22 protein-coding genes and 1 pseudogene are annotated in these 21,591 nt (G+C 63.5%); 11 read left to right on the top strand and 12 right to left on the bottom strand.

The features are described 5' to 3' along the window. Nucleotide 1 precedes the first annotated feature (1 nt). Nucleotides 2–832: a 3-oxoadipate:acetyl-CoA acetyltransferase gene (locus tag BUA54_RS14600; protein WP_072857994.1), complete on the bottom strand. Its 831-nt coding sequence runs from the start codon at nucleotides 830–832 to the stop codon at nucleotides 2–4. A gap of 222 nt (nucleotides 833–1,054) precedes the next feature. Between BUA54_RS14600 and BUA54_RS14595 the strand changes: the two genes are divergently transcribed. Next, nucleotides 1,055–1,786 (top strand): Crp/Fnr family transcriptional regulator, encoded by a 732-nt coding sequence (locus BUA54_RS14595; protein ID WP_072857993.1) that lies wholly within the window; start codon nucleotides 1,055–1,057, stop codon nucleotides 1,784–1,786. 71 nt (nucleotides 1,787–1,857) lie between these two features. Here BUA54_RS14595 and BUA54_RS14590 read toward each other — a convergent pair whose 3' ends face one another. The 7 genes from BUA54_RS14590 to BUA54_RS20870 all read right to left on the bottom strand — a co-directional run bounded on the left by BUA54_RS14590 (nucleotide 1,858) and on the right by BUA54_RS20870 (nucleotide 6,046). Then, a complete protein-coding gene (locus BUA54_RS14590) occupies nucleotides 1,858–2,484 on the bottom strand; it encodes a hypothetical protein (protein WP_072857992.1) in 627 nt (208 codons plus the stop codon). Nucleotides 2,485–2,544: 60 nt separating this feature from the next. Further along, on the bottom strand, nucleotides 2,545–3,114 hold the full coding sequence (locus tag BUA54_RS14585) for a DUF3618 domain-containing protein (protein WP_072857991.1): 570 nt from the start codon (nucleotides 3,112–3,114) through the stop codon (nucleotides 2,545–2,547). Then, the gene (locus BUA54_RS14580) at nucleotides 3,104–3,502 is read right to left on the bottom strand and encodes a phage holin family protein (RefSeq protein WP_072857990.1); all 399 of its coding nucleotides are present in this window, start codon (nucleotides 3,500–3,502) and stop codon (nucleotides 3,104–3,106) included. The genes BUA54_RS14585 and BUA54_RS14580 overlap by 11 nt, the downstream gene beginning before the upstream one ends. 2 nt (nucleotides 3,503–3,504) lie before the next feature. Next, entirely contained in the window at nucleotides 3,505–4,023 is a 519-nt protein-coding gene (locus BUA54_RS14575) for a hypothetical protein (protein ID WP_072857989.1), read from the bottom strand. Nucleotides 4,024–4,148: 125 nt separating this feature from the next. Next, entirely contained in the window at nucleotides 4,149–5,168 is a 1,020-nt protein-coding gene (gene galE / locus BUA54_RS14570; RefSeq protein WP_072857988.1) for a UDP-glucose 4-epimerase GalE, read from the bottom strand. Nucleotides 5,169–5,220: 52 nt separating this feature from the next. Further along, on the bottom strand, nucleotides 5,221–5,613 hold the full coding sequence (locus BUA54_RS14565; RefSeq protein ID WP_178352760.1) for a rhodanese-like domain-containing protein: 393 nt from the start codon (nucleotides 5,611–5,613) through the stop codon (nucleotides 5,221–5,223). Nucleotides 5,614–5,623: 10 nt separating this feature from the next. Further along, entirely contained in the window at nucleotides 5,624–6,046 is a 423-nt protein-coding gene (locus BUA54_RS20870; protein ID WP_072857986.1) for a hypothetical protein, read from the bottom strand. A gap of 87 nt (nucleotides 6,047–6,133) precedes the next feature. On the opposite strand from BUA54_RS20870, the gene BUA54_RS14555 reads away from it, so the two are divergent. The 4 genes from BUA54_RS14555 to BUA54_RS14540 all read left to right on the top strand — a co-directional run bounded on the left by BUA54_RS14555 (nucleotide 6,134) and on the right by BUA54_RS14540 (nucleotide 12,062). After that, nucleotides 6,134–7,753: an alpha-glucosidase gene (locus BUA54_RS14555; protein WP_072857985.1), complete on the top strand. Its 1,620-nt coding sequence runs from the start codon at nucleotides 6,134–6,136 to the stop codon at nucleotides 7,751–7,753. Between the two features lie 104 nt (nucleotides 7,754–7,857). Continuing rightward, nucleotides 7,858–8,697 carry a helix-turn-helix transcriptional regulator gene (locus BUA54_RS14550; RefSeq protein WP_072857984.1) on the top strand — a complete coding sequence of 280 codons (840 nt, stop codon included), beginning with the start codon at nucleotides 7,858–7,860 and terminating at the stop codon, nucleotides 8,695–8,697. Between the two features lie 56 nt (nucleotides 8,698–8,753). Further along, complete coding sequence (gene deoC, locus BUA54_RS14545) at nucleotides 8,754–9,713, top strand: deoxyribose-phosphate aldolase (RefSeq protein WP_072857983.1); 960 nt, start codon at nucleotides 8,754–8,756, stop codon at nucleotides 9,711–9,713. A 42-nt stretch (nucleotides 9,714–9,755) separates the two neighbouring features. After that, nucleotides 9,756–12,062: an aldehyde dehydrogenase family protein gene (locus BUA54_RS14540; protein ID WP_072857982.1), complete on the top strand. Its 2,307-nt coding sequence runs from the start codon at nucleotides 9,756–9,758 to the stop codon at nucleotides 12,060–12,062. Nucleotides 12,063–12,375: 313 nt separating this feature from the next. Here BUA54_RS14540 and BUA54_RS14535 read toward each other — a convergent pair whose 3' ends face one another. The 3 genes and pseudogenes from BUA54_RS14535 to BUA54_RS21265 form a co-directional block, all read right to left on the bottom strand. Beyond that, nucleotides 12,376–13,176 (bottom strand): L,D-transpeptidase, encoded by an 801-nt coding sequence (locus tag BUA54_RS14535; RefSeq protein ID WP_072857981.1) that lies wholly within the window; start codon nucleotides 13,174–13,176, stop codon nucleotides 12,376–12,378. Nucleotides 13,177–13,253: 77 nt separating this feature from the next. Continuing rightward, a pseudogene (locus BUA54_RS14530) lies at nucleotides 13,254–14,457 on the bottom strand (M24 family metallopeptidase). Nucleotides 14,458–14,509: 52 nt separating this feature from the next. Beyond that, entirely contained in the window at nucleotides 14,510–14,677 is a 168-nt protein-coding gene (locus tag BUA54_RS21265) for a hypothetical protein (RefSeq protein ID WP_178352759.1), read from the bottom strand. A gap of 45 nt (nucleotides 14,678–14,722) precedes the next feature. Here BUA54_RS21265 and BUA54_RS14525 point away from each other — a divergent pair, with 45 nt between their 5' ends. The 4 genes from BUA54_RS14525 (at nucleotide 14,723) to BUA54_RS14510 (ending at nucleotide 19,051) form a co-directional block, all read left to right on the top strand. Then, nucleotides 14,723–15,193: a hypothetical protein gene (locus BUA54_RS14525; RefSeq protein ID WP_143155442.1), complete on the top strand. Its 471-nt coding sequence runs from the start codon at nucleotides 14,723–14,725 to the stop codon at nucleotides 15,191–15,193. Between the two features lie 2 nt (nucleotides 15,194–15,195). Then, nucleotides 15,196–16,155 (top strand): P1 family peptidase, encoded by a 960-nt coding sequence (locus BUA54_RS14520; protein WP_072857979.1) that lies wholly within the window; start codon nucleotides 15,196–15,198, stop codon nucleotides 16,153–16,155. Nucleotides 16,156–16,323: 168 nt separating this feature from the next. Next, nucleotides 16,324–17,802: an NAD-dependent succinate-semialdehyde dehydrogenase gene (locus tag BUA54_RS14515; RefSeq protein WP_072857978.1), complete on the top strand. Its 1,479-nt coding sequence runs from the start codon at nucleotides 16,324–16,326 to the stop codon at nucleotides 17,800–17,802. 148 nt (nucleotides 17,803–17,950) lie between these two features. Next, complete coding sequence (locus tag BUA54_RS14510) at nucleotides 17,951–19,051, top strand: sensor histidine kinase (protein ID WP_072857977.1); 1,101 nt, start codon at nucleotides 17,951–17,953, stop codon at nucleotides 19,049–19,051. Here the strand turns inward: BUA54_RS14510 and BUA54_RS14505 are convergent. After that, nucleotides 19,042–19,641 (bottom strand): DUF1285 domain-containing protein, encoded by a 600-nt coding sequence (locus tag BUA54_RS14505; protein WP_072857976.1) that lies wholly within the window; start codon nucleotides 19,639–19,641, stop codon nucleotides 19,042–19,044. The two genes, BUA54_RS14510 and BUA54_RS14505, sit on opposite strands and share 10 nt — an antisense overlap. A gap of 58 nt (nucleotides 19,642–19,699) precedes the next feature. On the opposite strand from BUA54_RS14505, the gene BUA54_RS14500 reads away from it, so the two are divergent. Together BUA54_RS14500 and BUA54_RS14495 are read left to right on the top strand one after the other, a co-directional pair. After that, a complete protein-coding gene (locus BUA54_RS14500) occupies nucleotides 19,700–20,704 on the top strand; it encodes an AAA family ATPase (protein ID WP_072857975.1) in 1,005 nt (334 codons plus the stop codon). After that, nucleotides 20,701–21,573 (top strand): DUF58 domain-containing protein, encoded by an 873-nt coding sequence (locus BUA54_RS14495; protein WP_072857974.1) that lies wholly within the window; start codon nucleotides 20,701–20,703, stop codon nucleotides 21,571–21,573. The genes BUA54_RS14500 and BUA54_RS14495 overlap by 4 nt, the downstream gene beginning before the upstream one ends. Nucleotides 21,574–21,591: the final 18 nt, after the last annotated feature.

The raw sequence follows: 21,591 nt of genomic DNA, 5'->3' as shown, positions 1-21,591 counted from the left end.
TTTACGCAGGCCGCAGTCCCAGGATCTCTCTTGCCTGCTGCCATGTTGCCACGGGCCGCTCGTATGTGTCGCATACCGTGACGGTTTGCTGCACGAGTGCCGCGTTCGACGGCGCAAGGGTGTCACGATTCAGGCGAATATTATCCTCCAGCCCCGTGCGGGCGTGACCGCCGTTCGAGATTGCCCAGTCGTTCAGCACCGCCTGATTGCGACCAATACCCGCCGCGCACCATGGCGCACCCGGGAACAGGCGGTTCACCGTCTTGATATAGAAGTCGAAGACCTCTCTGTCGGCGGGCATCGCATTCTTCACCCCCATGACAAACTGGACATATGGTGTGGCCTTGATCTTTCCCTCGGCATGAAGCCTCGCAGCGCCCAGGATGTGGCTAAGGTCAAAGGCCTCAACCTCCGGCTTCACCTCGTATTTCACCATCTCCTCAGCCAGCCAGTCCACCAGATCAGGTGGGTTTTCGTAGACGCGGGTAGGAAAATTGTTCGATCCGACGGACAGCGAGGCCATGTCTGGCTGCAGGGACAGCATGCCACCCCGTGCCTGACCGGCACCGGACCGGCCACCGGTCGAGAACTGGATGATCATGCCGGGGCAGTGCTTTTTCAACCCCTCTTGCAAGGCGGCGAACTTCTCGGGGTCACTGCTTGGCGTTTCATCTGGATTGCGAACGTGCGCGTGGCAGATTGTGGCCCCGGCCTCGAAGGCCGCCTGAGTGCTTTCGATCTGTTCGCTCACGCTGATCGGCACGGCAGGGTTGTCCGCCTTGGTCGGCAATGAGCCAGTGATGGCGACACAGATGATGCAGGGGGTTGTCATGGAAATCTCCGCTGGGTGCGGGCGAGACTATCGCCCGCGCCAGGGAAAATGGAAAGGAGGCGCGGTTACCGTAGGGTCAACCAGCAAAAGGCGGCGGTGATTAAACCAGTTTATATCGTGCGCCCTCCACCCAACATAAAAGTTGATCCAGATTGATGGACAACAGCACTTGCGGTTTTGCGATCCGCGGGGCCAGTGCCATTTTTGATAAGGAATGGACTTGTGAAACAACTGAACAGTGCCTTTCTGACTCGACTGAACCGTCACGTGACGCTGGATTCGGCAGAGCGTGATGCCATGCACCGCTTGGAGGGTACCGCAGAACCCCGGTCCAAGAGAGATCCGGTGTTTGCTGCGGACCGGCCCGACGACAGGATTGCGATCCTCCGCTCCGGTTGGGCGGCGTCGCGGGTGCGCAGCGCGGGGGACCAGACGACGATCACACAGATCTACATGGCCGGCGACCTGATCGGCCTGTCCGACCTTGGTTTCCGGTTGCCGCAGCACGAGACGACAATGCAGACCGACGGCACGGTCAACCTGCTGAGCAGGGCGGAACTGTGTGATCTGGGTCAATCCCATCCTCGGCTGTTCGCCATGCTGCTGTCGCAAAGCAGCCTGGACGCCACTGCGATGAACGACCGCTTGCATGCGATCACGCGGTTCAGCGCGGAAGACCGGCTGATGCACTTTCTGCTGTCGATAAAGAGCAAGACCGAGCAGACGACGGAGCAGACCTCTGACCGGTTCCCCCTGCCATTCTCGCAGAAAGAGATCGGCGATGCGCTGGGGCTGACGGACATTTACGTGAACCGGCTGCTGCGTGGCTTGCAGAAGGCGGGGCAGCTTGTCCTGAGCCGCCCCTACATCCGCATCACCGATCGTGCGGCGTGGGAAGAGCGGCTGAATTTCAAGGACCGTTACGCATGTCTTGATGTGAACTGGGCCTGCTGAAGTCTAGCAATACATACGAACGGGGGGCCGCAGTTAAGCGCCCCCCCGTTGTCATTGATACGACCTGAAGCTCAGGTATTGGCGGCCTTGCGAGCCTTTTCGGCTGCTGTGTCGGCGGCTTCACGGGCTTTGGATTCGGCTTGTGCGGCCGCATCCTTCAGCGCCGCGCCGGCGGCCTCGGTTGCGTCATGGGCTGCAGTTTCGAATTCCGACCGCGCCGCTTCAAAGGCGCGCGTCGCACGCGACTTTTCCTCGTGAAAGATGCGGTCGGCTTCGTCCATCAGCGCATCGCGACGGGCACCCAGATAGGCATCCTCGGTCCGGGTCTTGGGGAGCAGGGCCGCAACTGCCGCACCCACTGCGAAGGCGAGCGCACCGACAACCAGCGGCTGCCGCTCGTACAGATCGGACGCGGCGTCACGACCGTCCGACATGGCCTTGCTCGCCTGACGGCGGGCGTCGAGCGCGCGGTGGCGCGCGGCAATGACGCGTTCACGCGCGGCCTCCGACAGTCCCTCGGTACCTTCGGCAAGGCGATCGCGAAGACGGCGCGCCTCGGCGCTGACATCGTGACCGACACGGTGCATCGCCTCGTTGGCGCGATGAGCCAGACCCGTCGCGGATTCGCTGGCGTCGTTCGCCATTTCCCGCGTGCTATCCTTGGCGTCGTTCATCATTTCTTTTGCGGACGTATTCATGTTGCTTTCCTTTGTTCTACGGGTGCCGGGCGGGCAGATTTCGCAGCCGGCAGGGTGGGGTCAACGGCGCGACGTGGTCAGTCTGTCATCGTCGCGTGCCCAAGACGGTTCGGGATCGTAGGGCGGGATCGGATTTGACCCGGTGTCGAGGACCGACGCTGCCCAGTCGTCCGCCTCATGCTCCAGCCGCGAGGCGGCCATGTCTGCGGGACTATTGTCGTAATGTGCGGGCTTTGTCGGAACGGTCCGCTTGACCGGCGCCATGCCGATGCGGGGACGCTTTCGTGCGCCACGATCGGGCATGGCCGTGCTGACCGCCAGCCATGCCAGTCCAGCGCCAATGACGGCAAAGGGCCAAGGGTTCTGCGCAGCGACCCGGCTGACCGTGCGGCCGGTCGTCGCGATCTGGTCGCGCATGTTCACCGCGACCTCGTTCGACACCGTGCCGATCTGACTGCGTAACTGCGCAGTCACAGCATCGATCTGGCCGCGAACCTGCAGTCGAACTTCGTCCATCAGGCCGTCCACGGTCAGGCGATCCTGCAGCGCTTCCAGATCGTGACTCAACTTAGCACGTTCCGCGGCGATCTCCGCCTCGATCTCGGTCGGCGAGCGGCGATCATCGGTCATTGTAGGCCTCCTTCATCATGTGCGCATCGGCCTTGAGGCTGCGGGCCGTACGGCTGGGTGCGATGCTGGACAGCTTCAACCGCTTGAGGCCGATGATCACCATGATCACGGCGACCAGAAGCACGACGAGACCGACGAGAAGGGTCGCCCAAAGCTGGCTGATGCCAGCGAGCACCAGAGCAGAGATCGCCGCAGTCGAGAGGACTGAAAGCCCGATGAAGGCGAGGATGATGGCGGCTACCAGCAGGCCCAGAGCCGCGCCGGCCCGCTTGAGGTTTTCGTCGACCTCTGCACGCGCCAGATCGACTTCTTGTCGCAGGAGATTACCGATGCTGCCCAAGACGTCGGTCAGCAACGATCCGGTGCTGCGGGGGTCTTGGCGATCCATGATCAGCCCCGCCCGCCGAAATCGGCATTGCCATGGCGCGGCGGCATGAATTCATCCGAATTGGTGGCAACGGCGTGCCGGTCGGATGCCTTGACGAAGCGGCTGACGGCAAAACCGGCCAGCGCTGCGCCGGCGAGGAACGTCAGCGGGTTGCGACGCGCGAATTCGCCTACATCGCTGATCGCCGTGCCAAGATCCTTATTGCTGATCGCGTCGGAAGCGTCGGCCAGCGAATCGGCGATCTGACCAAAGGTCCGCTCCTGCGCGCTGCCGCTGCGGCTTTCCTGCGCGGCCTTGCGCAGGGCGCTTGCTACATTGCTGACCTCTTGCGCCGCGGCACCCTTGGCGGCGTCGGCCCGCGCGGTCACTTCGGACCGCAGGGTTTCTGATGCATCGTGGGCCACGGAACGGGCCTGCGCCGTCACGTCATCGACAACGGATTTCGCGCGGTCCTTGGCGTCATGCGCGACGTCCTCGGCTTCGTGTTTTGCATCGTGGAGCGTGTCATTGGTATTGGTCATGATCTGTCCTTCGGCTGGGCGGCCGGGTGCGGACAAAAGATCCGGACCGGGTCGCGCTGATGTCATTGGTGACAAAACAGCGCAGCCCGTCATTTAGTTCCAGCGATGCTGTGGCGGCACAGCGGTCAGTCGTTGGCGCTGCGGTATCCGTCCGGATTGGCGGATTGCCACGCCCAGGTACTGGCGGCCATGTCCTCCAAAGTGTGGGTGGCCTGCCAGTCCAGTTCCTGCCGGGCGCGGCTCGCATCGGCCTGCATCGCCGCGATGTCGCCGGCACGGCGCGGCGCGATCACGACCGGAATCGGCCGGCCCGTCGCTGCCTCGAAAGCGGCGACCATACGCTTGACGCTATAGGCCTGCCCCGTGCCCACGTTGAAGGGCCGCGCGCCCGTATGGGTTGCTGCATAGTCCAGCGCTGCGACATGCGCCCGTGCAAGATCGACCACGTGGATATAATCACGCTGTCCAGTGCCGTCCGGCGTGTCGTAGTCATCGCCGAACACGTTCAGATGCGCGCGTTTGCCGATCGCAACCTGCGCGATGTAGGGCATCAGGTTGTTGGGCACATCCGACGGATCTTCGCCCATGATTGCCGAGGCATGGGCCCCGACCGGGTTGAAATAGCGCAGGATCACCGCGCTGCCGCCACCAGCATTCGCCCAGTCCGTCAGAATCTGTTCCGACATCAGCTTGGTCCGGCCATAGACCGACGTCGGATTCAGGGGGTGTGCCTCGTCGTAAGGCAGATAGATCGGCTCGCCATACACCGTGGCGGAGGAGGAGAAGATGATCCGGGTGCAACCCGCGGCATTCATCGCGCGCAACAAACGCAAGGTGCCGTTCACGTTCACGTCGTAGTAGCCGAGCGGATTGGTCATGCTGTCGCCGACCGCCTTGAGGCCCGCGAAATGGATCACCGCATCGGGGCGGAAGTCAGACATGACATCCGACAGGATGACATCGTCGCGCACATCGCCCTCGACCGCCATGACGGCGCCGTTTGTCAGCTTGCGGACCCGATCAAGCACGAGGGGACTGGAATTGTCGTAGTTGTCCAGCACGCAGACCTCATGCGCCTGCCCCAGCAATTCCACCAACGTATGGCTGCCGATATATCCGGCACCGCCCGTCACAAGCACGCGCATTGGGTCTCTCCATCGTGTCGCCGCCAGCGTCTAGCTCGCGGCGATAGAGAGATCAATCGCGCGGAGGCGGAACGGTCACCGCGCCGCCCTGTGCGACCCAGTCGCTAAAACCGTCCCGCAGATGCGATGCAGTGAACCCCATGTCCTGCAATGCCGCCACGCTCAGTGCCGATCGCCAGCCGCTGGCGCAGTGGAACACGAACCGCTTGTCCTCGGCGAAGATCGGCTTGTGATAGGGGCTGGCCGGGTCGACCCAGAACTCCAGCATCCCGCGCGGCGCGTGGAAGCTGCCGGGGATATGTCCCTTCGTCCGCTCGCGCACATCGCGGATATCGACGATGACGACGTCGGGATCCCCGGCCATCGCCATGAGGGTGGGCGTATCGACTTCCGTGATCCGCGCCCGGGCGGCGGCGACGAGATCGGCGACAGGTGTGATCGGCATGGCGATCTCCTTAGGTCAGAATATGGCGTCGGGCGCCGTGGACCGACGCCGCCACGAGGGCCGCTGCGATCACCAGCAGCGCGATGCTGACGCTTATATGCGCGGTCCCCGTCACCGCATAGACGCCCTGCGCCAGATTTCCGAGGCAAAGCACTGCATAACCCACCAGTGCCACCACAAGTACAGGCACGGCAGCCCGGCGGCGACGCGCGATCAGGATGCAGCCCGCGATACCGGCCACCGCGCCCAGCGCGAACCCCGCCTCGGCCCAGATCGGAACCCGCGCCAGCGCCGCCGCTTGCGCCGCCGTGCTGCCCTGGCTGACCAAATCCCCCTCGGTGCGCCCGACGGATCCCACGAACTGGAACAGCACGAGCGCGTTCCACAACAGGCCCGTAATTCCGGCAATGCCGACCCATGTCGGTCTTTTCATCCGCTCGCCCCCCATTTATGGCGCAGTGCGGCTTTCGCTTGCCGCTGTGACGGCTAGGGTAGTGCTTAGATGGTAAGGAGCAACTTGATGCGGGAATGGTGGCGGGATGCGGTGATCTATCAGATCTATCCGCGATCTTTTCAGGACACGACCGGCGACGGAATCGGCGACCTTAACGGAATCACGCAGCGGCTTGACTACGTCGCGCGTCTTGGTGTCGATTGCATCTGGCTGTCGCCGATCTTCACCAGCCCTCAGGCGGACATGGGTTATGACGTGTCCGACTACACCGACATCGATCCGATCTTCGGCAGCCTGGACGATTTCGACCGGATGCTGGCCAAGGCCCACGATCTGGGACTGAAGGTCATTACCGATCAGGTTCTGTCCCATACTTCCGACAAGCACCCGTGGTTCATCGAAAGCCGCAAGGACCGCACAAATCCGAAGGCAGACTGGTACGTCTGGGCTGACCCCAAGCCCGACGGCAGCCCGCCGACCAACTGGCACAGCCATTTCGGCGGGCCGGCATGGGAGTTCGACGCCACACGCGGGCAATACTATCTGCACAACTTCCTGTCGCAGCAGCCTGACCTCAATTTCCACAATCCCGAAGTCGTCGAGGCGATCCTCGAGACGGCAAAGTTCTGGCTGGACCGCGGCCTCGACGGCTTCCGGCTCGACACCGTGAATTACTACTTTCACGACAAGAAGCTGCGGTCCAACCCGGCAGCCAAGGCCACCCATCAGGTCATGGCGACGGACCTCTACGGGATGCAGGACAACATTCACAACAAGAACCAGAAGGAAAACCTCGGTTTCCTCGAGCGGTTGCGCGCACTTTGCGACCAGTACGACGACATCATGATGGTAGGGGAAGTCGGCGATATGGGCCAACGGTCCATCGACATCATGGCCCAATACACCAAGGGCAAGAAACGCCTGCACATGGCCTACAGCTTTGCCATGCTGGGTCCGGATTTCAGTGCTGCCCATTTCCGGTCCTGCATTCAGGGCTTCCAGAAAGGTGCCCCCGATGGCCAGCCGGAGTGGTCTTTCTCGAACCACGACGTGATGCGGCACGTGACGCGCTGGGCCCATCATGCCGTGTCAGAGGATGCGATGGCCCGGCTCGCCTGTGCCATGCTGATGAGCTTCGAGGGCACCATCGGCATCTACCAGGGTGAGGAATTGGGTCAGACCGAAACCGTCATGGAATACAACGAGCTGCAGGACGCGCAGGCAATCCGCTTCTGGCCCGGGGTCAAGGGCCGCGACGGCTGCCGCACGCCGATGGTGTGGCAACATGATGCTAGGAACGGCGGTTTCACCAGCGGCACGCCGTGGCTTCCGGTCAAGGCGCCGCAACTCGAGAACGCCGTTGACCTGCAGGAGGATCAGGCAGGCAGCCTTTTGCGCTTCTATCGGGACGTCATCGCGTTCCGCAAATCGCACCCCTGCATGACCCGCGGCAAGACCGCCTGGATCGGCCTGCCGGAGCCCATCCTCGCCTTTACCCGCAGCACGGCGGACGACAACCTGACCTGCGTTTTCAACCTGTCGACGAAGCCGCTTACGCTGACACTCACCGGGTCGGCGACACTGGCGGGCCTTCACAGCGGCGCCTTGACGAAGGGCAAGCTAACCTTGCCGGGCAACGGTTTCGCATTCCTTGACCACGATGACGCCATCACGCTCGGCACTTGATGGGACGGCGGGCGGGGCGCCTTCGCGGGCCCCGCCCGCGAACAGCGCCGTTCCGCCGTCAGGTCGCCCCTGCACGGGCGTCCAAAACGTGCTAGATTGATGTGATGGCATCGCACACCCTGCATCACGCAGATATCCTGCCCAACGGTACGGTCATTCACCTGACCCGTGCGGTGCTGACCTCTGCCCGCCCGAAGGCCCTGCACGACCACGATTTCGTCGAACTCTTCTGGGTCCAGAACGGCACGGTCCGCCACCACCTGCCCGGTGGCACCGCAACCCTGACGGAAGGCGCGCTGATCCTGCTGCGCCCCGGTCAGACGCACGCACTGCAAGGCAAGGGTGACGCTGCACTCGTTGTCGCCGTCGCGCTACACCCCGAACTGGTGGACGATCTCGACGCCAGACTTCCGCCGCTGACCTTCTGGCAGGCAGCTGACAGCCCGGGTCAAATCCACCGCGACATGCACCAGTTGACTGCGCTGAACCACGCCGCGAATCTGCTCGAACGCGGCCCGCACGATACGCTCGCCGCAGAGGCCTTTCTCTTGCCGCTTCTGGCGGACCTCGCCCGCAATGACACCGGTCTGCCGATCGCTGCGCCGGTCTGGTTGCATCGGGCCTGCGCCGCCGCCCATGATCCCGCCGTCTACCGCGAGGGTGCCGCAGGGCTTGTGGCGCTGACGGGACAAAGCCACCCGCACGTCAGCCGCAGCCTGCAACGCTGGCTGGGGCAGACGCCGACGGCCTATATAAACCGCATCCGCATGACGCGCGCTGCCCGCGCCCTGACCAGCGACAACGAGCCCTTGCCGGTCATCGCCGAGGCGATCGGCCTCAACAATCTGTCGCATTTCCACAAGCTGTTCCGTGCCCATTTCGGTGTCACGCCGCTGCAGTACCGACAGCAGTTCCAACGTGACGTCGTTCAGCCCACCCCGTAATTGACCAATCGGTCAAATCCGTGTCACAAGACCCCATTGTCCGACGGAGCGCCGCCATGACCCAACACGATCATCTGCCGCGCAACCCCGGCATGGCGCTGGATATGGACTGGGTGATGCGTGCACAGGCCAATACCTCGGCCATCGAACGCCGCGCCTCTACGCTGCCGGGCCGTCGCAGCGTGAAGAAGGATCATCAGGCCGCATGGCTGTGCAAGGCGATCAGCCTGATCGACCTTACAACATTGTCCGGCGACGATTCCGCGGGCCGCGTCCGCCGACTGTGTGCAAAGGCACGCCAGCCCGTCGCGCCCGATATCCTCGATGCGCTCGGCATGACCGGCCTGACCACGGGTGCCGTGTGCGTCTATCATGACATGGTCGCCACCGCCGTCGATGCGCTGGAAGGCTCCGGCATCCCCGTCGCCGCCGTTTCGACCGGCTTCCCCGCCGGCCTGTCGCCCTTCCACCTGCGCATCGCAGAGATCGGCGAAAGCGTCGCGGCCGGCGCCGAGGAAATCGACATCGTGATCTCGCGCCGCCATGTCCTGACCGGCAACTGGAAGGCGCTCTATGACGAGATGGCCGAAATGCGCGCGGCCTGCGGTGACGCCCACGTCAAGGCGATCCTTGCGACCGGCGAACTCGGCACCCTGCGCAACGTCGCCCGCGCGAGCCTGGTCTGCATGATGGCGGGGGCCGATTTCATCAAGACCTCCACCGGCAAGGAATCGGTCAATGCGACCCTGCCCGTGACGCTGACGATGATCCGCGCGATCCGCGACTTTCACGACCGCACCGGCATCCATATCGGCTACAAGCCCGCTGGCGGCATCAGCAAGGCGAAGGACGCGCTGGTCTATTTGTCGATGATCAAGGACGAACTGGGCGACCGCTGGCTACAGCCGGACCTGTTCCGCTTCGGCGCATCGTCGCTTCTGGGCGACATCGAGCGCCAGCTGGAACACCACGTGACCGGCAGCTACTCCGCAGGTTGGCGTCACGCGATCGGCTGAGGCCGGTCTTTGAGTATTTGGAAAAAAGCGAGGACAGGCGACATGACCGTCAAGGAGATCTTCGACACCATGGACTACGGCCCCGCACCCGAAAGCAGCAAGGAGGCGCTGGCATGGCTCGCGTCGAAGGGTGACTTCGGCCATTTCATCGATGGCGCCTGGACCACCCCCGGCACCCTTTTCGCCGTGATGAACCCGGCGACCGACGCGTTGCTGGCACAGGTAACCCAAGGCACGCAGGCGGACATCGATGCAGCGGTAACAGCCGCCCGCACCGCGCAGCCCGCCTGGGCCAAGGACGGCAATGCGCGCGCGAAGGTGCTCTATGCGCTGGCGCGCATCCTGCAGAAGCAGTCGCGGCTGTTCGCCGTGCTGGAAACGCTCGACAACGGCAAACCGATCCGCGAATCCCGTGATATCGATGTGCCGCAGGCGATCCGTCACTTCTACTACCACGCCGGCATGGCGCAGATCATGGACGCGGAACTGCCCGACCGGCAGCCGCTTGGCGTCTGCGGGCAGATAATTCCCTGGAATTTCCCCCTTCTGATGCTTGCGTGGAAGATCGCGCCGGCGCTCGCCATGGGCAACACCGTCGTCCTGAAGCCTGCGGAATGGACACCTCTGACGGCGCTTCTGTTTGCCGACATCTGTAACCAAGCCGGCGTTCCGCCGGGCGTCGTCAACATCGTGACCGGCGACGGCGAAGTGGGCGAGATGATCGTCACGTCGGACGTCGACAAGGTCGCCTTCACCGGGTCCACCGCCGTCGGCCGCCGCATTCGGGAATTGACCGCCGGCACCGGCAAGGCGCTGTCGCTCGAACTCGGCGGCAAGGGCCCCTACATCGTATTCGAGGACGCAGACATCGACTCCGCCGTCGAGGGCGTCGTCGACGCGATCTGGTTCAATCAGGGGCAGGTTTGCTGCGCCGGGTCGCGGCTGCTGGTACAGGAAGGCATCGCCGATGCGTTTCACGCCAAGCTGCGCGCCCGCATGGACAAGTTGCGCATCGGTGATCCTCTCGACAAGTGCATCGACATCGGCGCCATCGTCCATCCGCGTCAGCGGGCCCGCATCGCGGACATGCTGGCCGCCCACCCGGAGGGTGAGACCTATCAGACGCAGGCGCCCGATGGCTGCTTCTTTCCACCCACGCTGATCACCGGCCTGTCGCCCGCCTCGCCGCTGATGCAGCAGGAGATCTTCGGCCCCGTGCTGGTCGCCACGACATTCCGCACGCCCGCAGAAGCGGTGGAGATCGCAAATTCCACCCGCTACGGCCTCGCGGCCTCGGTCTGGTCAGAGAACATCAATCTGGCGCTTGACGTCGCGCCCAAACTGGCTGCCGGGATCGTCTGGGTCAACGGCACGAACATGATGGACGCCGCCGCAGGCTTCGGCGGGGTCCGCGAAAGTGGCTTCGGGCGCGAGGGCGGCTGGGAAGGTTTGGAAGGCTACACCAAGCCCCGCGCGACCGCGCCGCAGGCGCAACCGGTCGCGGCCTTCGCTGGCGAAGGTGCGGCAGACGGCCTCGACCGGACTGCCAAGCTATACATCGGCGGCAAGCAGGCGCGGCCGGACGGCGGCTATTCCCGCGCGGTCTTCGGCGCAAACGGCAAGCTGCTGGGCCATGCCGGCCTTGCCAACCGCAAGGACCTGCGCAATGCGGTCGAGGCCTGCAACGCTGCGAAAGGCTGGGGCACGTCGACCGGTCATCTGCGGGCGCAGATCCTGTACTACATGGCTGAAAACCTTTCTGCCCGCGCCGACGAGTTTGCGGATCGTGTGGCCGCACTGACTGGCCAGGATGGTGCGGCAGAGGTCTCTGCCAGTATCAACCGGCTGTTCAGCGCGGCCGCATGGGCCGACAAGTATGACGGGCAGGTCCACGACGTGCCGATTCGCGGCGTGGCGCTGGCGATGAAGGAGCCTGTCGGAACGATCGGGATCCTGTGTCCTGACGATCACCCGCTGCTGGGCCTTGTCAGCCTGATGGCCCCCGCCATCGCGATGGGCAATCGCGTCGTCATGGTAGCATCACGGCCCTTCCCGCTAGCGGCGACAGATTTCTATCAGGTCATCGACACCTCCGATGTGCCGGGAGGCGTGGTGAACATTTTGACGGGAGACCCTGCAGACTTGGCCGATCCGATGGCCCGGCACATGGATATCGATGCGGTCTGGTCCTTTGCCAATCCCGCGTTGACGAGGACGGTCGAAACCGCTGCGGCGGGCAACCTCAAGCGAACGTGGTGCGGCACACTCGACTGGACGCTGGACAACACCAAATCCATCCTGACCCATGCGACTGAGGTGCGGAACATCTGGATCCCTTACGGAGCCTGACACTCGGCACGTCGGTCAGATGTAGCGGGCGGGCTTTTTTATGGCCCCCTCACACGCCTTATCACGGCGCATGGCCCTACTTGCGCTTTAATCCCACCAGCGACAGGCCCATCATCGGCGCCCAGATGATCCCGGCGCTGAGGCCGCGTTTACCGTAATAGGTCAGCAGCCCCGGGGCGCCCCGATCAGGCAGCGCCTGAAGGGTGACCCCCGGCCTGCAAATAGGCGGAGACAAAATAGAGACCTGTCAGACCCGACAAGGTCAGGGCAGGAATAATGGCATTGATCATGCCACCATCCACTGCTCCGCCTGTCAGTTCGAGGCGAGTTGCGACAGATCGGGCGCGCGGTCGTTCGACACCGCTTCCTGGCCCAGCAATTCATCCGGGCTGATGATCGTCGGCGGCAGTTCGCGGCCCCGGTTGTAATATTCCGGGTCGACGCGCAACGATTCCTCGGCCGAACGGATGTTGATCGTCATCGGCAGGGACACGTTGTTATAGAGGTGGATGATGTCCTGATTGAACATGCGGATGCAGCCGGCAGAACCGGAATTGCCGATGCTTTCCAAGTCGTTGGTGCCATGGACACGGTAGTAGGTGTCCTTGCCGTTCCGATAGATATAAAGCGCGCGGGCCCCGAGCGGACTGCGCAGGCCGCCGGGAATCCCGTTGCGGAATCCGCCGTAGACCTCGGGTTCGGTGCGCAGCATGTTGGCGGTCGGTGTCCAGCCCGGCCACGCCTTCTTGTCCTGAATGGTCGCCAGCCCGGACAGGGTCCGACCCTGACGCCCGACACCGACGGGATAGCGCGTCGCGGTCCCGTCATAGCGAACGTGGTAGAGGAACTTTGCATAGGGATCGACGTCGATCGACCCGGCAGGCGCTTCGCCCGTATAGAGGCCTTCCATCCGGCGATTGACGCCGGATGTGTATTCCAGCGGGATCGCCGGCAGGTCGTAGCCGGCGTCCAGCAGTGGGGCGTATTCGGGCAGATAGTTCGGCGCCGCATCCGCGACGCCGGAGTCCGGCACCCGCGGCGCGCAGGCGGCGGCGGTCGAGGCGATCATCATGGCCCCGAAGGACCGGCGGGACAGATTCAAGGTCAGTGTCATGGGGCAGCACCATAAATTAGCTTCAGCGCTACCTAGCAGCCCCGCACGGAATGGCAATGGAACGCCGTGATCTGGTGTCAGATCACGTTGAATTCGATGCCAAACGGGTACTTTGTGACATCTTCGGCACCGTCTTCGGTAATGATGAGGATATCATGCTCCCGGTATCCGCCGGCGCCCGGACGGCCTTCGGGAACCGTCAACATTGGCTCCATGCTGATGACCATTCCTGCCTCCAGAATAGTATCGATATCTTCGCGCAACTCCAGACCGGCTTCTCGCCCATAGTGATGCGACAGGATGCCGAAGGAATGGCCGTAGCCGAAGGTCCGTCCGGTACTGCAACAGGTGACGGTCTTCCAGAAAGGCGTTGATGGCTTGCGTCACTTCTGCGCAGGAGATGCCCGGTTTCAGCAGGCTCATGCCGTAACGATGCGCGGCGACATTGGCCTCCCACACCGCGCGCGAGGCGTTATCGACCTCGCTTAGAAAAAGGGTGCGTTCCAGCGCCGTATAGTAGCCGCTGATCATCGGAAAAGCGTTCAGGGAAAGGATATCGCCGGGTATGAGCTTCCGTGCCGTCACCGGGTTGTGGGCGCCGTCGGTGTTGATGCCGGACTGGAACCAGACCCATGTGTCGCGATACTCTGCCTGAGGAAAGCGCCGGGCAATTTCCAACTCCATCGCATTGCGGCCTGCCATGGCGACGTCGAACTCTCGCACGCCGGGCCGGATCGCTTCGCGCATGGCATATCCGCCGATATCGGCCACCGCGGCGCCGGCGCGAATCAGGTCCCGCTCGGCCGGCGACTTGGTCATCCGCTGCGTCATCGTGTGGCCTGCGATGTCGATGACGCTGGCGGGGGTCAGGAAAGCTGCCAGTTTGTCGCGCTGGGTCAGGGTCAGATGATCGCCCTCGATTCCGATATGGCCACCAACGCCCGTGACCGAGCGGATGGCCCGCCAGTAGTTGTCGCGCGCCCAGTCGGTATAGGTGATGTTTACGCCATGACAGCGCCGCCACGGCTGGCCTGCATCGATGCCGGCGCTGATCGTGACGCTGTCTGTCGCCGTGACGACAAGGCCGTACGGGCGCCCGAAACTGCAGTAGAGGAACCCACTGTAGTAGGCGATATTATGCATCGACGTCAGGACACAGGCGGTCACACCCGTTTGGACCATTATACGACGCAGGCCCCCCAGCCGGGCATCGTATTCGGCTGCGGCGAATGGCAGGACGCGATCGCCCTGATGAAAGCGGTAGAATTCCGGACGGTTCATGGTAGACCCCTGATCCACGGGACCGAAGCAAGACCCCGAAAGGTCCCGGCGTTCAGGACGACAGCGTGAACTGCGTGGCGACGCCATCGCCACACGCGTCTGCCAGCTTACGCCAAAGCCCTTGCAAGGCAAGGCCCCGCGCGTCAGTCTGGCGCATCGACGGATCCTGCGTCTTGCCAGCGGCCTGCGCCGCGTCCGTCGCAAGCCCGGTGCCGGCCATGCCATCGTCGGGTCGGCAACGGTCGACGACGGAGAGCGAAGCGCGATGAACGTCAATACCCTGATGAACCGACTGCTGCGCTACATCGCGCGGCGCGGCCTGCGGGATGCGGTCAAGCTGATCCCGTCGGAAAGCACCCGACTGGAAGAACCGCATCGCCCGGTTCAACTGGACGAGGAGCATCTGCAACTTCACCTTTTCGGCGCGAATTTCCGGGATCAGGCGGCTGCCGATGCCTTCTGCTCTGCACCGCCGGGCACCGATCTTCCCAGTCCGTTGACGCAGGAGTTAAGCGGCGCCTTCATCGACGAGGCAGAGGTCGAGGTGATTCACGGTGACATACAGACCCGCCTGCTGGAATTTTTGACCGCTGAAGAGGCAGACGATGTCCTGTTGCGCCTTGCGGGGGATGACACGCTGATCCTGATCACAGAAAACGCCTTCGGCGGTTTCCCCTATACTCTCGATGACACCCGGCATCTGGCCTATCTTGGCCACATCAACGTCCGGGTCTGAAAATGCACAACCTTGTCACCGATGTGCCGGGCCTGCGGGTCGGCCATGCCCATGACGCGGCTATCAAGTCCGGCGTTACGGTCCTGACAGCGGATACACCATTCATCTGCGGCGTTCACGTCATGGGCGGCGCGCCGGGCACACGGGAAACCGATCTTCTGGCCCCCGACAAGTTGGTGGAACAGGTCGACGCGCTGGTGCTGTCAGGCGGATCGGCACTGGGCCTCGATGCGGCATCGGGGGTTGCCAACGCCCTGCGGGCACAGGGCCGCGGTTTTGCGGTAGGCGACCAGCGCGTGCCCATCGTACCCGCCGCGATCCTGTTCGATCTGATGAACGGTGGCGCCAAGGACTGGACGACGAACCCCTATGCCGCCCTTGGGGCCGCTGCGCTGGCAAGTGCAAACAACGCCCCCGCGCTGGGGACGGTCGGGGCTGGCTACGGCGCCACGACGGCAACGTTGAAGGGGGGCCTTGGCCAAGCCTCCTACGCCTTGCCGAACGGCGTGATCGTCGGCGCGCTAGTGGCCGTCAACGCGCTGGGATCGGCCACCGTCGACGGCGGCCCTCATTTCTGGGCTGCTCCATTCGAGCGGGATGGCGAGTTCGGCGGTCGAGGCCCCGCCGTGGATTACCCACGAGGCCGTCCGGCCATGAAAGGCGATGCGCGTAATACGACCATAGGCATCGTCGCCACGAACGCGCGGTTGACGCAAGCGCAATGCACGCGGCTTGCAACGGCCGCCCATGATGGTCTCGCCCGGGCGCTGGTGCCCAGTCACACGCCTTTCGATGGCGACCTGATCTTTGCCGTCAGCCATGGAAGCGTCGCCTGTGACGACCTCGCCTGGCTCGGCCATGCCGCCGCGAACTGCATGGCCCGGGCCATTGCGCGCGGCATCTATCATGCGACCCCTGATGACACCGATCTGCTGCCGACATATCGCCAGCGCTGCGGATGACAGCATTCTGGTGCTAAGTCCTTCGGAACGATCGAAACGCTGCGCCCTTCGATCACCACAGTCGGTAGTGGCTGCCGTCATTATGCGGCGCAAGCGCCATCCTCATTTCCCTTTCCGCGCGCCATCCTATATGCCCGCAGTAACACGTCCCGGAAAACGGAGAGCACCATGCTTGACCAGACAACCGACCTCGCCAGCCAGCTGAAGCGTCCCGATCTTCTATGCCAGAAGGCCTTTCTCGCCGGCGAATGGGTGGATGCAAAATCCGGCAAGACCATCGACGTCGTGAACCCCGCGCGGGGCGACGTGATCGCCACGGTCCCCGACCTTAGCCGTGAAGAGATCCGTGGCGCGATCGAGACTGCGGACAAGACCCGCAAGGCGTGGGCTGCCCTGACCGGGAAGGCTCGCGCCGCCGTCATGCGCAAGTGGTACGACCTGATGATGGAAAACCAAGAAGATCTGGCGATCATCATGACCGCCGAACAGGGCAAGCCACTGACCGAAAGCCGGGGCGAGATCGCCTATGGCGCCGGCTTCATCGAATGGTTCGGCGAAGAGGCCAAGCGGATCTATGGCGAAACGATTCCCGGTCACGGCCCGGACAAGCGCATCACCGTCATCAAGCAGCCCATCGGCGTCGCCGCCGCAATCACACCATGGAACTTTCCGAACGCCATGATTGCCCGCAAGGTCGCACCCGCTTTGGCTGTCGGCTGCGGCTTCGTCGTGCGCCCGGCGTCGCTGACGCCGCTTTCGGCGCTGGCAATGGGCAAGCTGGCCGAAGAAGCCGGTGTGCCGAAGGGCGTGTTTTCGGTTGTCACTTCGTCCTCGTCCTCCGAGGTCGGAAAGGAGTTCTGCGAGAACCCGATCGTGCGCAAGCTGACCTTTACCGGCAGCACCGAAGTCGGTCGCATCCTGCTGAAGCAAGCGGCAGACCAGGTGATGAAATGCTCGATGGAACTCGGCGGAAACGCGCCCTTCATCGTTTTCGATGATGCCGACATCGATGCTGCCGTCGAAGGCGCAATCGCCTGCAAATTCCGCAACAACGGACAGACCTGCGTTTGCGCCAACCGCATCTATGTCCAGAAGGGCGTCTACGACGAATTTTCACGGAAACTGAAGGTGGCGGTCGAGAAACTGAAGGTCGGCGACGGCCTCGAAGACGGCACCGAACTGGGCCCGCTGATCGAGCCTTCTGCCAAGGAAAAAGTGAAGGAGCATCTGCAGGACGCGCTCGACAAGGGTGGCAAACTGCTGACGGGCGGTGAGGAACACGCATTGGGGGGCCAGTTCTTCCAACCCACCATCGTGACCCATGCCACTCAGGACATGAAAGTCGCGACCGAAGAAACCTTTGGACCCTTTGCACCGCTCTTCATGTTCGAGGACGAGGACGAGGTGATCGCCATGGCCAATGACACGATCTTCGGCCTCGCCTCCTACTTCTACGCCAAGGACTTGTCCCGCGTGTACAAGGTGCAGGAGGCGCTGGAATACGGCATCGTCGGCGTAAACACGGGCATCATCAGCACAGAGGTCGCGCCTTTCGGCGGCGTCAAGCAGTCAGGTCTTGGCCGCGAAGGTAGCCATCACGGCACCGACGACTACCTTGAAATGAAATACATCTGCACAAGCATCTGACACTGCCAGGTCACCACAGGCCGGCCACCCGCACGGTGGTCGGCGACTTTCAACGATGACCTTTTTGCCGGGTTGTCCACAGCGACGGTGCGCCGTATGTCAGGCGACATAGTTCCGTTCTCCTGATCTTTCGTCTGGATAAGGCCTCATGCGCGCGCCTCTTCACCCTTCCGAAAACGACCGTCTGCGCACCCTTGCGGACTATGACATCATCGACACCCCCTCCGATGCCGATTTCGACGAGATCGTCGCGCTAGCCTCGCGCATCTGCGAAACGAAGGTTTCGCTCGTGTCCCTGGTCGAGGAGACGCGGCAATGGTTCAAGGCGTCGCAAGGTTTTGCCGGGACCGAGACCGCACGCGAAAACGCGATCTGCGGTCATGCCCTGCTGCAGGAAGACATCCTCGAAATTCACGACACGACGTTGGACCCACGCACCCTCGACAATCACCTGGTGGTGACGGAACAGGGGATGCGCTTTTATGCCGGTGTCCAGTTGAAGGCCCACAATGGACTGCCGATCGGCACCCTTTGCGTGCTGGACGATAAACCCCGGACGCTGACAGACCTGCAGCGCCAGACCCTGCGCACTCTGGCCAATCAGGTGATGACGCAACTCGAACTTCGTCGCACCTTGCGCAATCAGGAAATCCTGCGCGGCGAGATGGATCACCGCGTCAAGAATTCCCTGCAGACTGTACAGTCGCTGATCCGGCTCTATGCCGGCAAGATCAAGGATCCCGATGCCCTGACCGCCTTTGCCGCGATCGAGCGGCGGGTTGCGGCCATCGTGGCCTTGCACCGCGAGTTGCATCAGTCCAGCAGCATCGCGCAGGTCAAGATGAAGCCCTTCCTTGGCGGCGTCCTCAACCACCTTTCGGCGACCTGCCCCGACCACGTTTCGATCAAGACCGATATCGCCGATTTCGAACTGGCCTCGACCGAGGCGACGGCGCTGGCCGTGGTGGCATCGGAATGTGTCGCCAATGCCATCAAGCATGCCTTCCCGGAAGATCGGAAAGGCCAGATTACCGTCACGCTGGCTTATACGCCGGAAGGTGAGGTGCGCATGACCTGTCGCGACAACGGCGTCGGCGCGACAGAGGAACTGGCCAAACCCGACGCGCTGACGTCCCTTGGCCTGCGCATCATGGATGCCTCCGCGCAGCAGATTGCGGCACGGGTCGACCGGCAAAGCACTTCCGACGGTTACGTGGTGACCATGACCTTTCAGCCCGTTCAATCCTGATCAGGCAAATCTGCTGCGGGAATGATGGGAAAGAACTCGCCTGCGGATCGCAAACCGAACCAGTCGATACCATCGATCGGCGCGTTCTCTCCCATCTCGACAAGGCGGTAAAAGCTCTTGCGGTCGATCAGTGCCTCGAGCCTGTCGCGGACGAGGACGTAGGGAGACGGTTCCCCGGTCTCGGCATCTCGGGTAACGCGGATCGGATGTGCGGCATCCGCAGTGACACGATCCCCGACGTTCGTTTCGAAGACCAGATCACCACCTGTGCGCTGGAAATCGACAGCAACGAAAGGCGCGTCCTCGACCGTGATCCCTACCTTCTCGACGGGGGTGACAAGGACATAATCGTCGTCGTCGCGCCGCAGGATAGTCGAGAAGAGCTTTACCAGCGCCGGACGACCGATCGGTGTCCCCTGATAGAACCAGGTCCCGTCGCGCGCGATGCGCATGTCGATGTCGCCGCAATGGGGCGGGTTCCACAGATGCACCGGCGGAAGCCCCTTGCCCGACTGCGCCTTCTGCGCCGCCGCCGCGAGTCCCTCTGCGTCGGGGGTCACGTTCTTTTGTGCGTTCGTTGCTTTTGCCATTGGGGCCAACCGGAATAAATGCTGCTATGCCAGACATAGAGTTGCAGGGAGCATTGTCATGTCCGACACCGACGATCTGGTCGCGAAGATCGAAACGCTCGGGGTGAAACTGGGTCAGGCCCGGTCCTCGATCGCCAGCCGCTTCCTTGGCCAGGATCGCGTCGTCGATCTGACGCTGACCGCCCTGATCTGTGGCGGGCACGCGGTGCTGATCGGCCTGCCGGGGCTGGGAAAGACGCGGCTGGTGGACACATTGTCGACCGTCATGGGCCTTGATGGTAACCGGATCCAGTTCACGCCAGATCTGATGCCCGCCGATATTCTAGGGTCTGAGGTGCTGGACAGCATGGCCGACGGCACCCGCCAGTTCCGCTTCGTCGAAGGCCCGATCTTCTGCCAGCTTCTGATGGCGGACGAGATCAACCGTGCCTCGCCCCGCACGCAGTCGGCGCTGCTGCAGGCCATGCAGGAAAGGGAAGTCACCATCGCGGGCCAGCATCGGCCCTTGGGCAAGCCTTTTCACGTCCTCGCCACCCAGAACCCGATCGAGCAGGAAGGCACCTATCCCCTGCCCGAGGCGCAGCTCGACCGCTTCCTGGTGCAGATCGATGTCCCCTATCCGGACCGGGCGACGGAGCGAGACATCCTCATCGCCACCACCGGTGCGGTCGAGGCGCAGTCTACAGCGGTCTTTACCGCCGATGAATTGCTGGAGGCGCAGTTGCTGCTGCGGCGGATGCCCGTGGGCGATGCTATCGTGGAGATGATCCTCGACCTCGTGCGCGCCTGCCGCCCCGATGCCGACGCCCCCGCCGCTGTGCGCAATGCCGTCAGCTGGGGACCCGGCCCCCGTGCCGCACAGGCCCTGATGTTGTGCGTCCGGGCGCAGGCGCTGCTGGCAGGTCGCCTCGCCCCCACCCCCGACGATGTGCGCGTGATGGCAGCCCCGGTGCTGAAGCATCGCATGGCTCTGTCCTTCGCCGCCCGCGCGCGGGGAGAGAACCTGGATGCCCTCATCGATGGCATCGCCGCCGACGCGACCCGGACCGCCCGCGCCGCATGACCGATGCGCTGACCCTGCGCGCCGGCGCCGAGGCACAGGCCAGTGCCCTGCCCCCGCTGCTGGCGGCGGCAGAGCATCTGGCCAGTACGGTGATCCTGGGCGATCACGGGCGCCGCCGGGCGGGCACTGGCGACACTTTCTGGCAATATCGCTCGGCCCAATCGACAGACCACGCGCGCAGCATCGATTGGCGCCGCTCGGCGAGGTCCGACGCCAGTTTCGTGCAGGACAAGGAATGGCAGATTGCGCAGTCCGTCGTGCTGTGGTGCGACCGTGGTGCATCGATGCGCTTTGCCTCGACCGACAAGCTCCCCGAAAAGGCGACTGTCGCCCGCACGCTGGTGTTGGCCTGCGCGATCCTGCTGATCCGGGGTGGAGAACGCGTCGGCATGACCGGCAGCGACCTGCCACCACGGCGGGGCACGGGGCAGATCGCGCAGATGGCCGCCTTGCTGGCGCGGGACGACGACGCCGACTACGCCTTGCCAGAGGTGCGCGGCCTCATCCCTCACTCGCGTGCGGTCTTCGTCTCGGATTTTCTCGGTGACATCGCGCCAGTCGAAGACGCGCTGACCCGTGCTGCCGACCGCGGCGTGCGTGGCGCCCTGGTGCAGATCCTCGACCCGCAGGAGGAAGCCTTTCCCTTCGACGGGCGCACCGTCTTCGAATCCATGTCCGGCACCCTGCAGCACGAGACGCTGAAGGCCGGCGACCTCCGATCGCGCTACCTCGACCGCCTCGCACAGCGCAAAGACCGCCTAACTCAACTGGCACGCACGACCGGCTGGCAATTCAGCACCCACCACACAGACGCCCCCGCCACACAGTCGCTGCTCTGGCTCTATCAATCCCTCGCCCAGCCCGCATGACCGGGGCCCCCCTTCTTC

Origin of the sequence: Loktanella atrilutea (assembly GCF_900128995.1) — a bacterium.
Taxonomy (GTDB): Bacteria; Pseudomonadota; Alphaproteobacteria; order Rhodobacterales; family Rhodobacteraceae; genus Loktanella; species Loktanella atrilutea.
Note: the sequence above shows the minus strand (reverse complement) of the source record. Positions and strands in the feature narration are given on the sequence as shown.

Excerpts from the sequence above, each read along its gene's own strand:
- BUA54_RS14600 (WP_072857994.1), bottom strand. The coding sequence starts at position 832 with ATGACAACCCCCTGCATCATCTGTGTCGCCATCACTGGCTCATTGCCG.
- BUA54_RS14590 (WP_072857992.1), bottom strand. The coding sequence starts at position 2,484 with ATGAATACGTCCGCAAAAGAAATGATGAACGACGCCAAGGATAGCACG.
- BUA54_RS14585 (WP_072857991.1), bottom strand. The coding sequence starts at position 3,114 with ATGACCGATGATCGCCGCTCGCCGACCGAGATCGAGGCGGAGATCGCC.
- BUA54_RS14580 (WP_072857990.1), bottom strand. The coding sequence starts at position 3,502 with ATGGATCGCCAAGACCCCCGCAGCACCGGATCGTTGCTGACCGACGTC.
- BUA54_RS14575 (WP_072857989.1), bottom strand. The coding sequence starts at position 4,023 with ATGACCAATACCAATGACACGCTCCACGATGCAAAACACGAAGCCGAG.
- galE (WP_072857988.1), bottom strand. The coding sequence starts at position 5,168 with ATGCGCGTGCTTGTGACGGGCGGTGCCGGATATATCGGCAGCCATACG.
- BUA54_RS14565 (WP_178352760.1), bottom strand. The coding sequence starts at position 5,613 with ATGCCGATCACACCTGTCGCCGATCTCGTCGCCGCCGCCCGGGCGCGG.
- BUA54_RS20870 (WP_072857986.1), bottom strand. The coding sequence starts at position 6,046 with ATGAAAAGACCGACATGGGTCGGCATTGCCGGAATTACGGGCCTGTTG.
- BUA54_RS14555 (WP_072857985.1), top strand. The coding sequence starts at position 6,134 with ATGCGGGAATGGTGGCGGGATGCGGTGATCTATCAGATCTATCCGCGA.
- BUA54_RS14550 (WP_072857984.1), top strand. The coding sequence starts at position 7,858 with ATGGCATCGCACACCCTGCATCACGCAGATATCCTGCCCAACGGTACG.
- deoC (WP_072857983.1), top strand. The coding sequence starts at position 8,754 with ATGACCCAACACGATCATCTGCCGCGCAACCCCGGCATGGCGCTGGAT.
- BUA54_RS14540 (WP_072857982.1), top strand. The coding sequence starts at position 9,756 with ATGACCGTCAAGGAGATCTTCGACACCATGGACTACGGCCCCGCACCC.
- BUA54_RS14535 (WP_072857981.1), bottom strand. The coding sequence starts at position 13,176 with ATGACACTGACCTTGAATCTGTCCCGCCGGTCCTTCGGGGCCATGATG.
- BUA54_RS21265 (WP_178352759.1), bottom strand. The coding sequence starts at position 14,677 with ATGGCCGGCACCGGGCTTGCGACGGACGCGGCGCAGGCCGCTGGCAAG.
- BUA54_RS14525 (WP_143155442.1), top strand. The coding sequence starts at position 14,723 with ATGAACGTCAATACCCTGATGAACCGACTGCTGCGCTACATCGCGCGG.
- BUA54_RS14520 (WP_072857979.1), top strand. The coding sequence starts at position 15,196 with ATGCACAACCTTGTCACCGATGTGCCGGGCCTGCGGGTCGGCCATGCC.
- BUA54_RS14515 (WP_072857978.1), top strand. The coding sequence starts at position 16,324 with ATGCTTGACCAGACAACCGACCTCGCCAGCCAGCTGAAGCGTCCCGAT.
- BUA54_RS14510 (WP_072857977.1), top strand. The coding sequence starts at position 17,951 with ATGCGCGCGCCTCTTCACCCTTCCGAAAACGACCGTCTGCGCACCCTT.
- BUA54_RS14505 (WP_072857976.1), bottom strand. The coding sequence starts at position 19,641 with ATGGCAAAAGCAACGAACGCACAAAAGAACGTGACCCCCGACGCAGAG.
- BUA54_RS14500 (WP_072857975.1), top strand. The coding sequence starts at position 19,700 with ATGTCCGACACCGACGATCTGGTCGCGAAGATCGAAACGCTCGGGGTG.
- BUA54_RS14495 (WP_072857974.1), top strand. The coding sequence starts at position 20,701 with ATGACCGATGCGCTGACCCTGCGCGCCGGCGCCGAGGCACAGGCCAGT.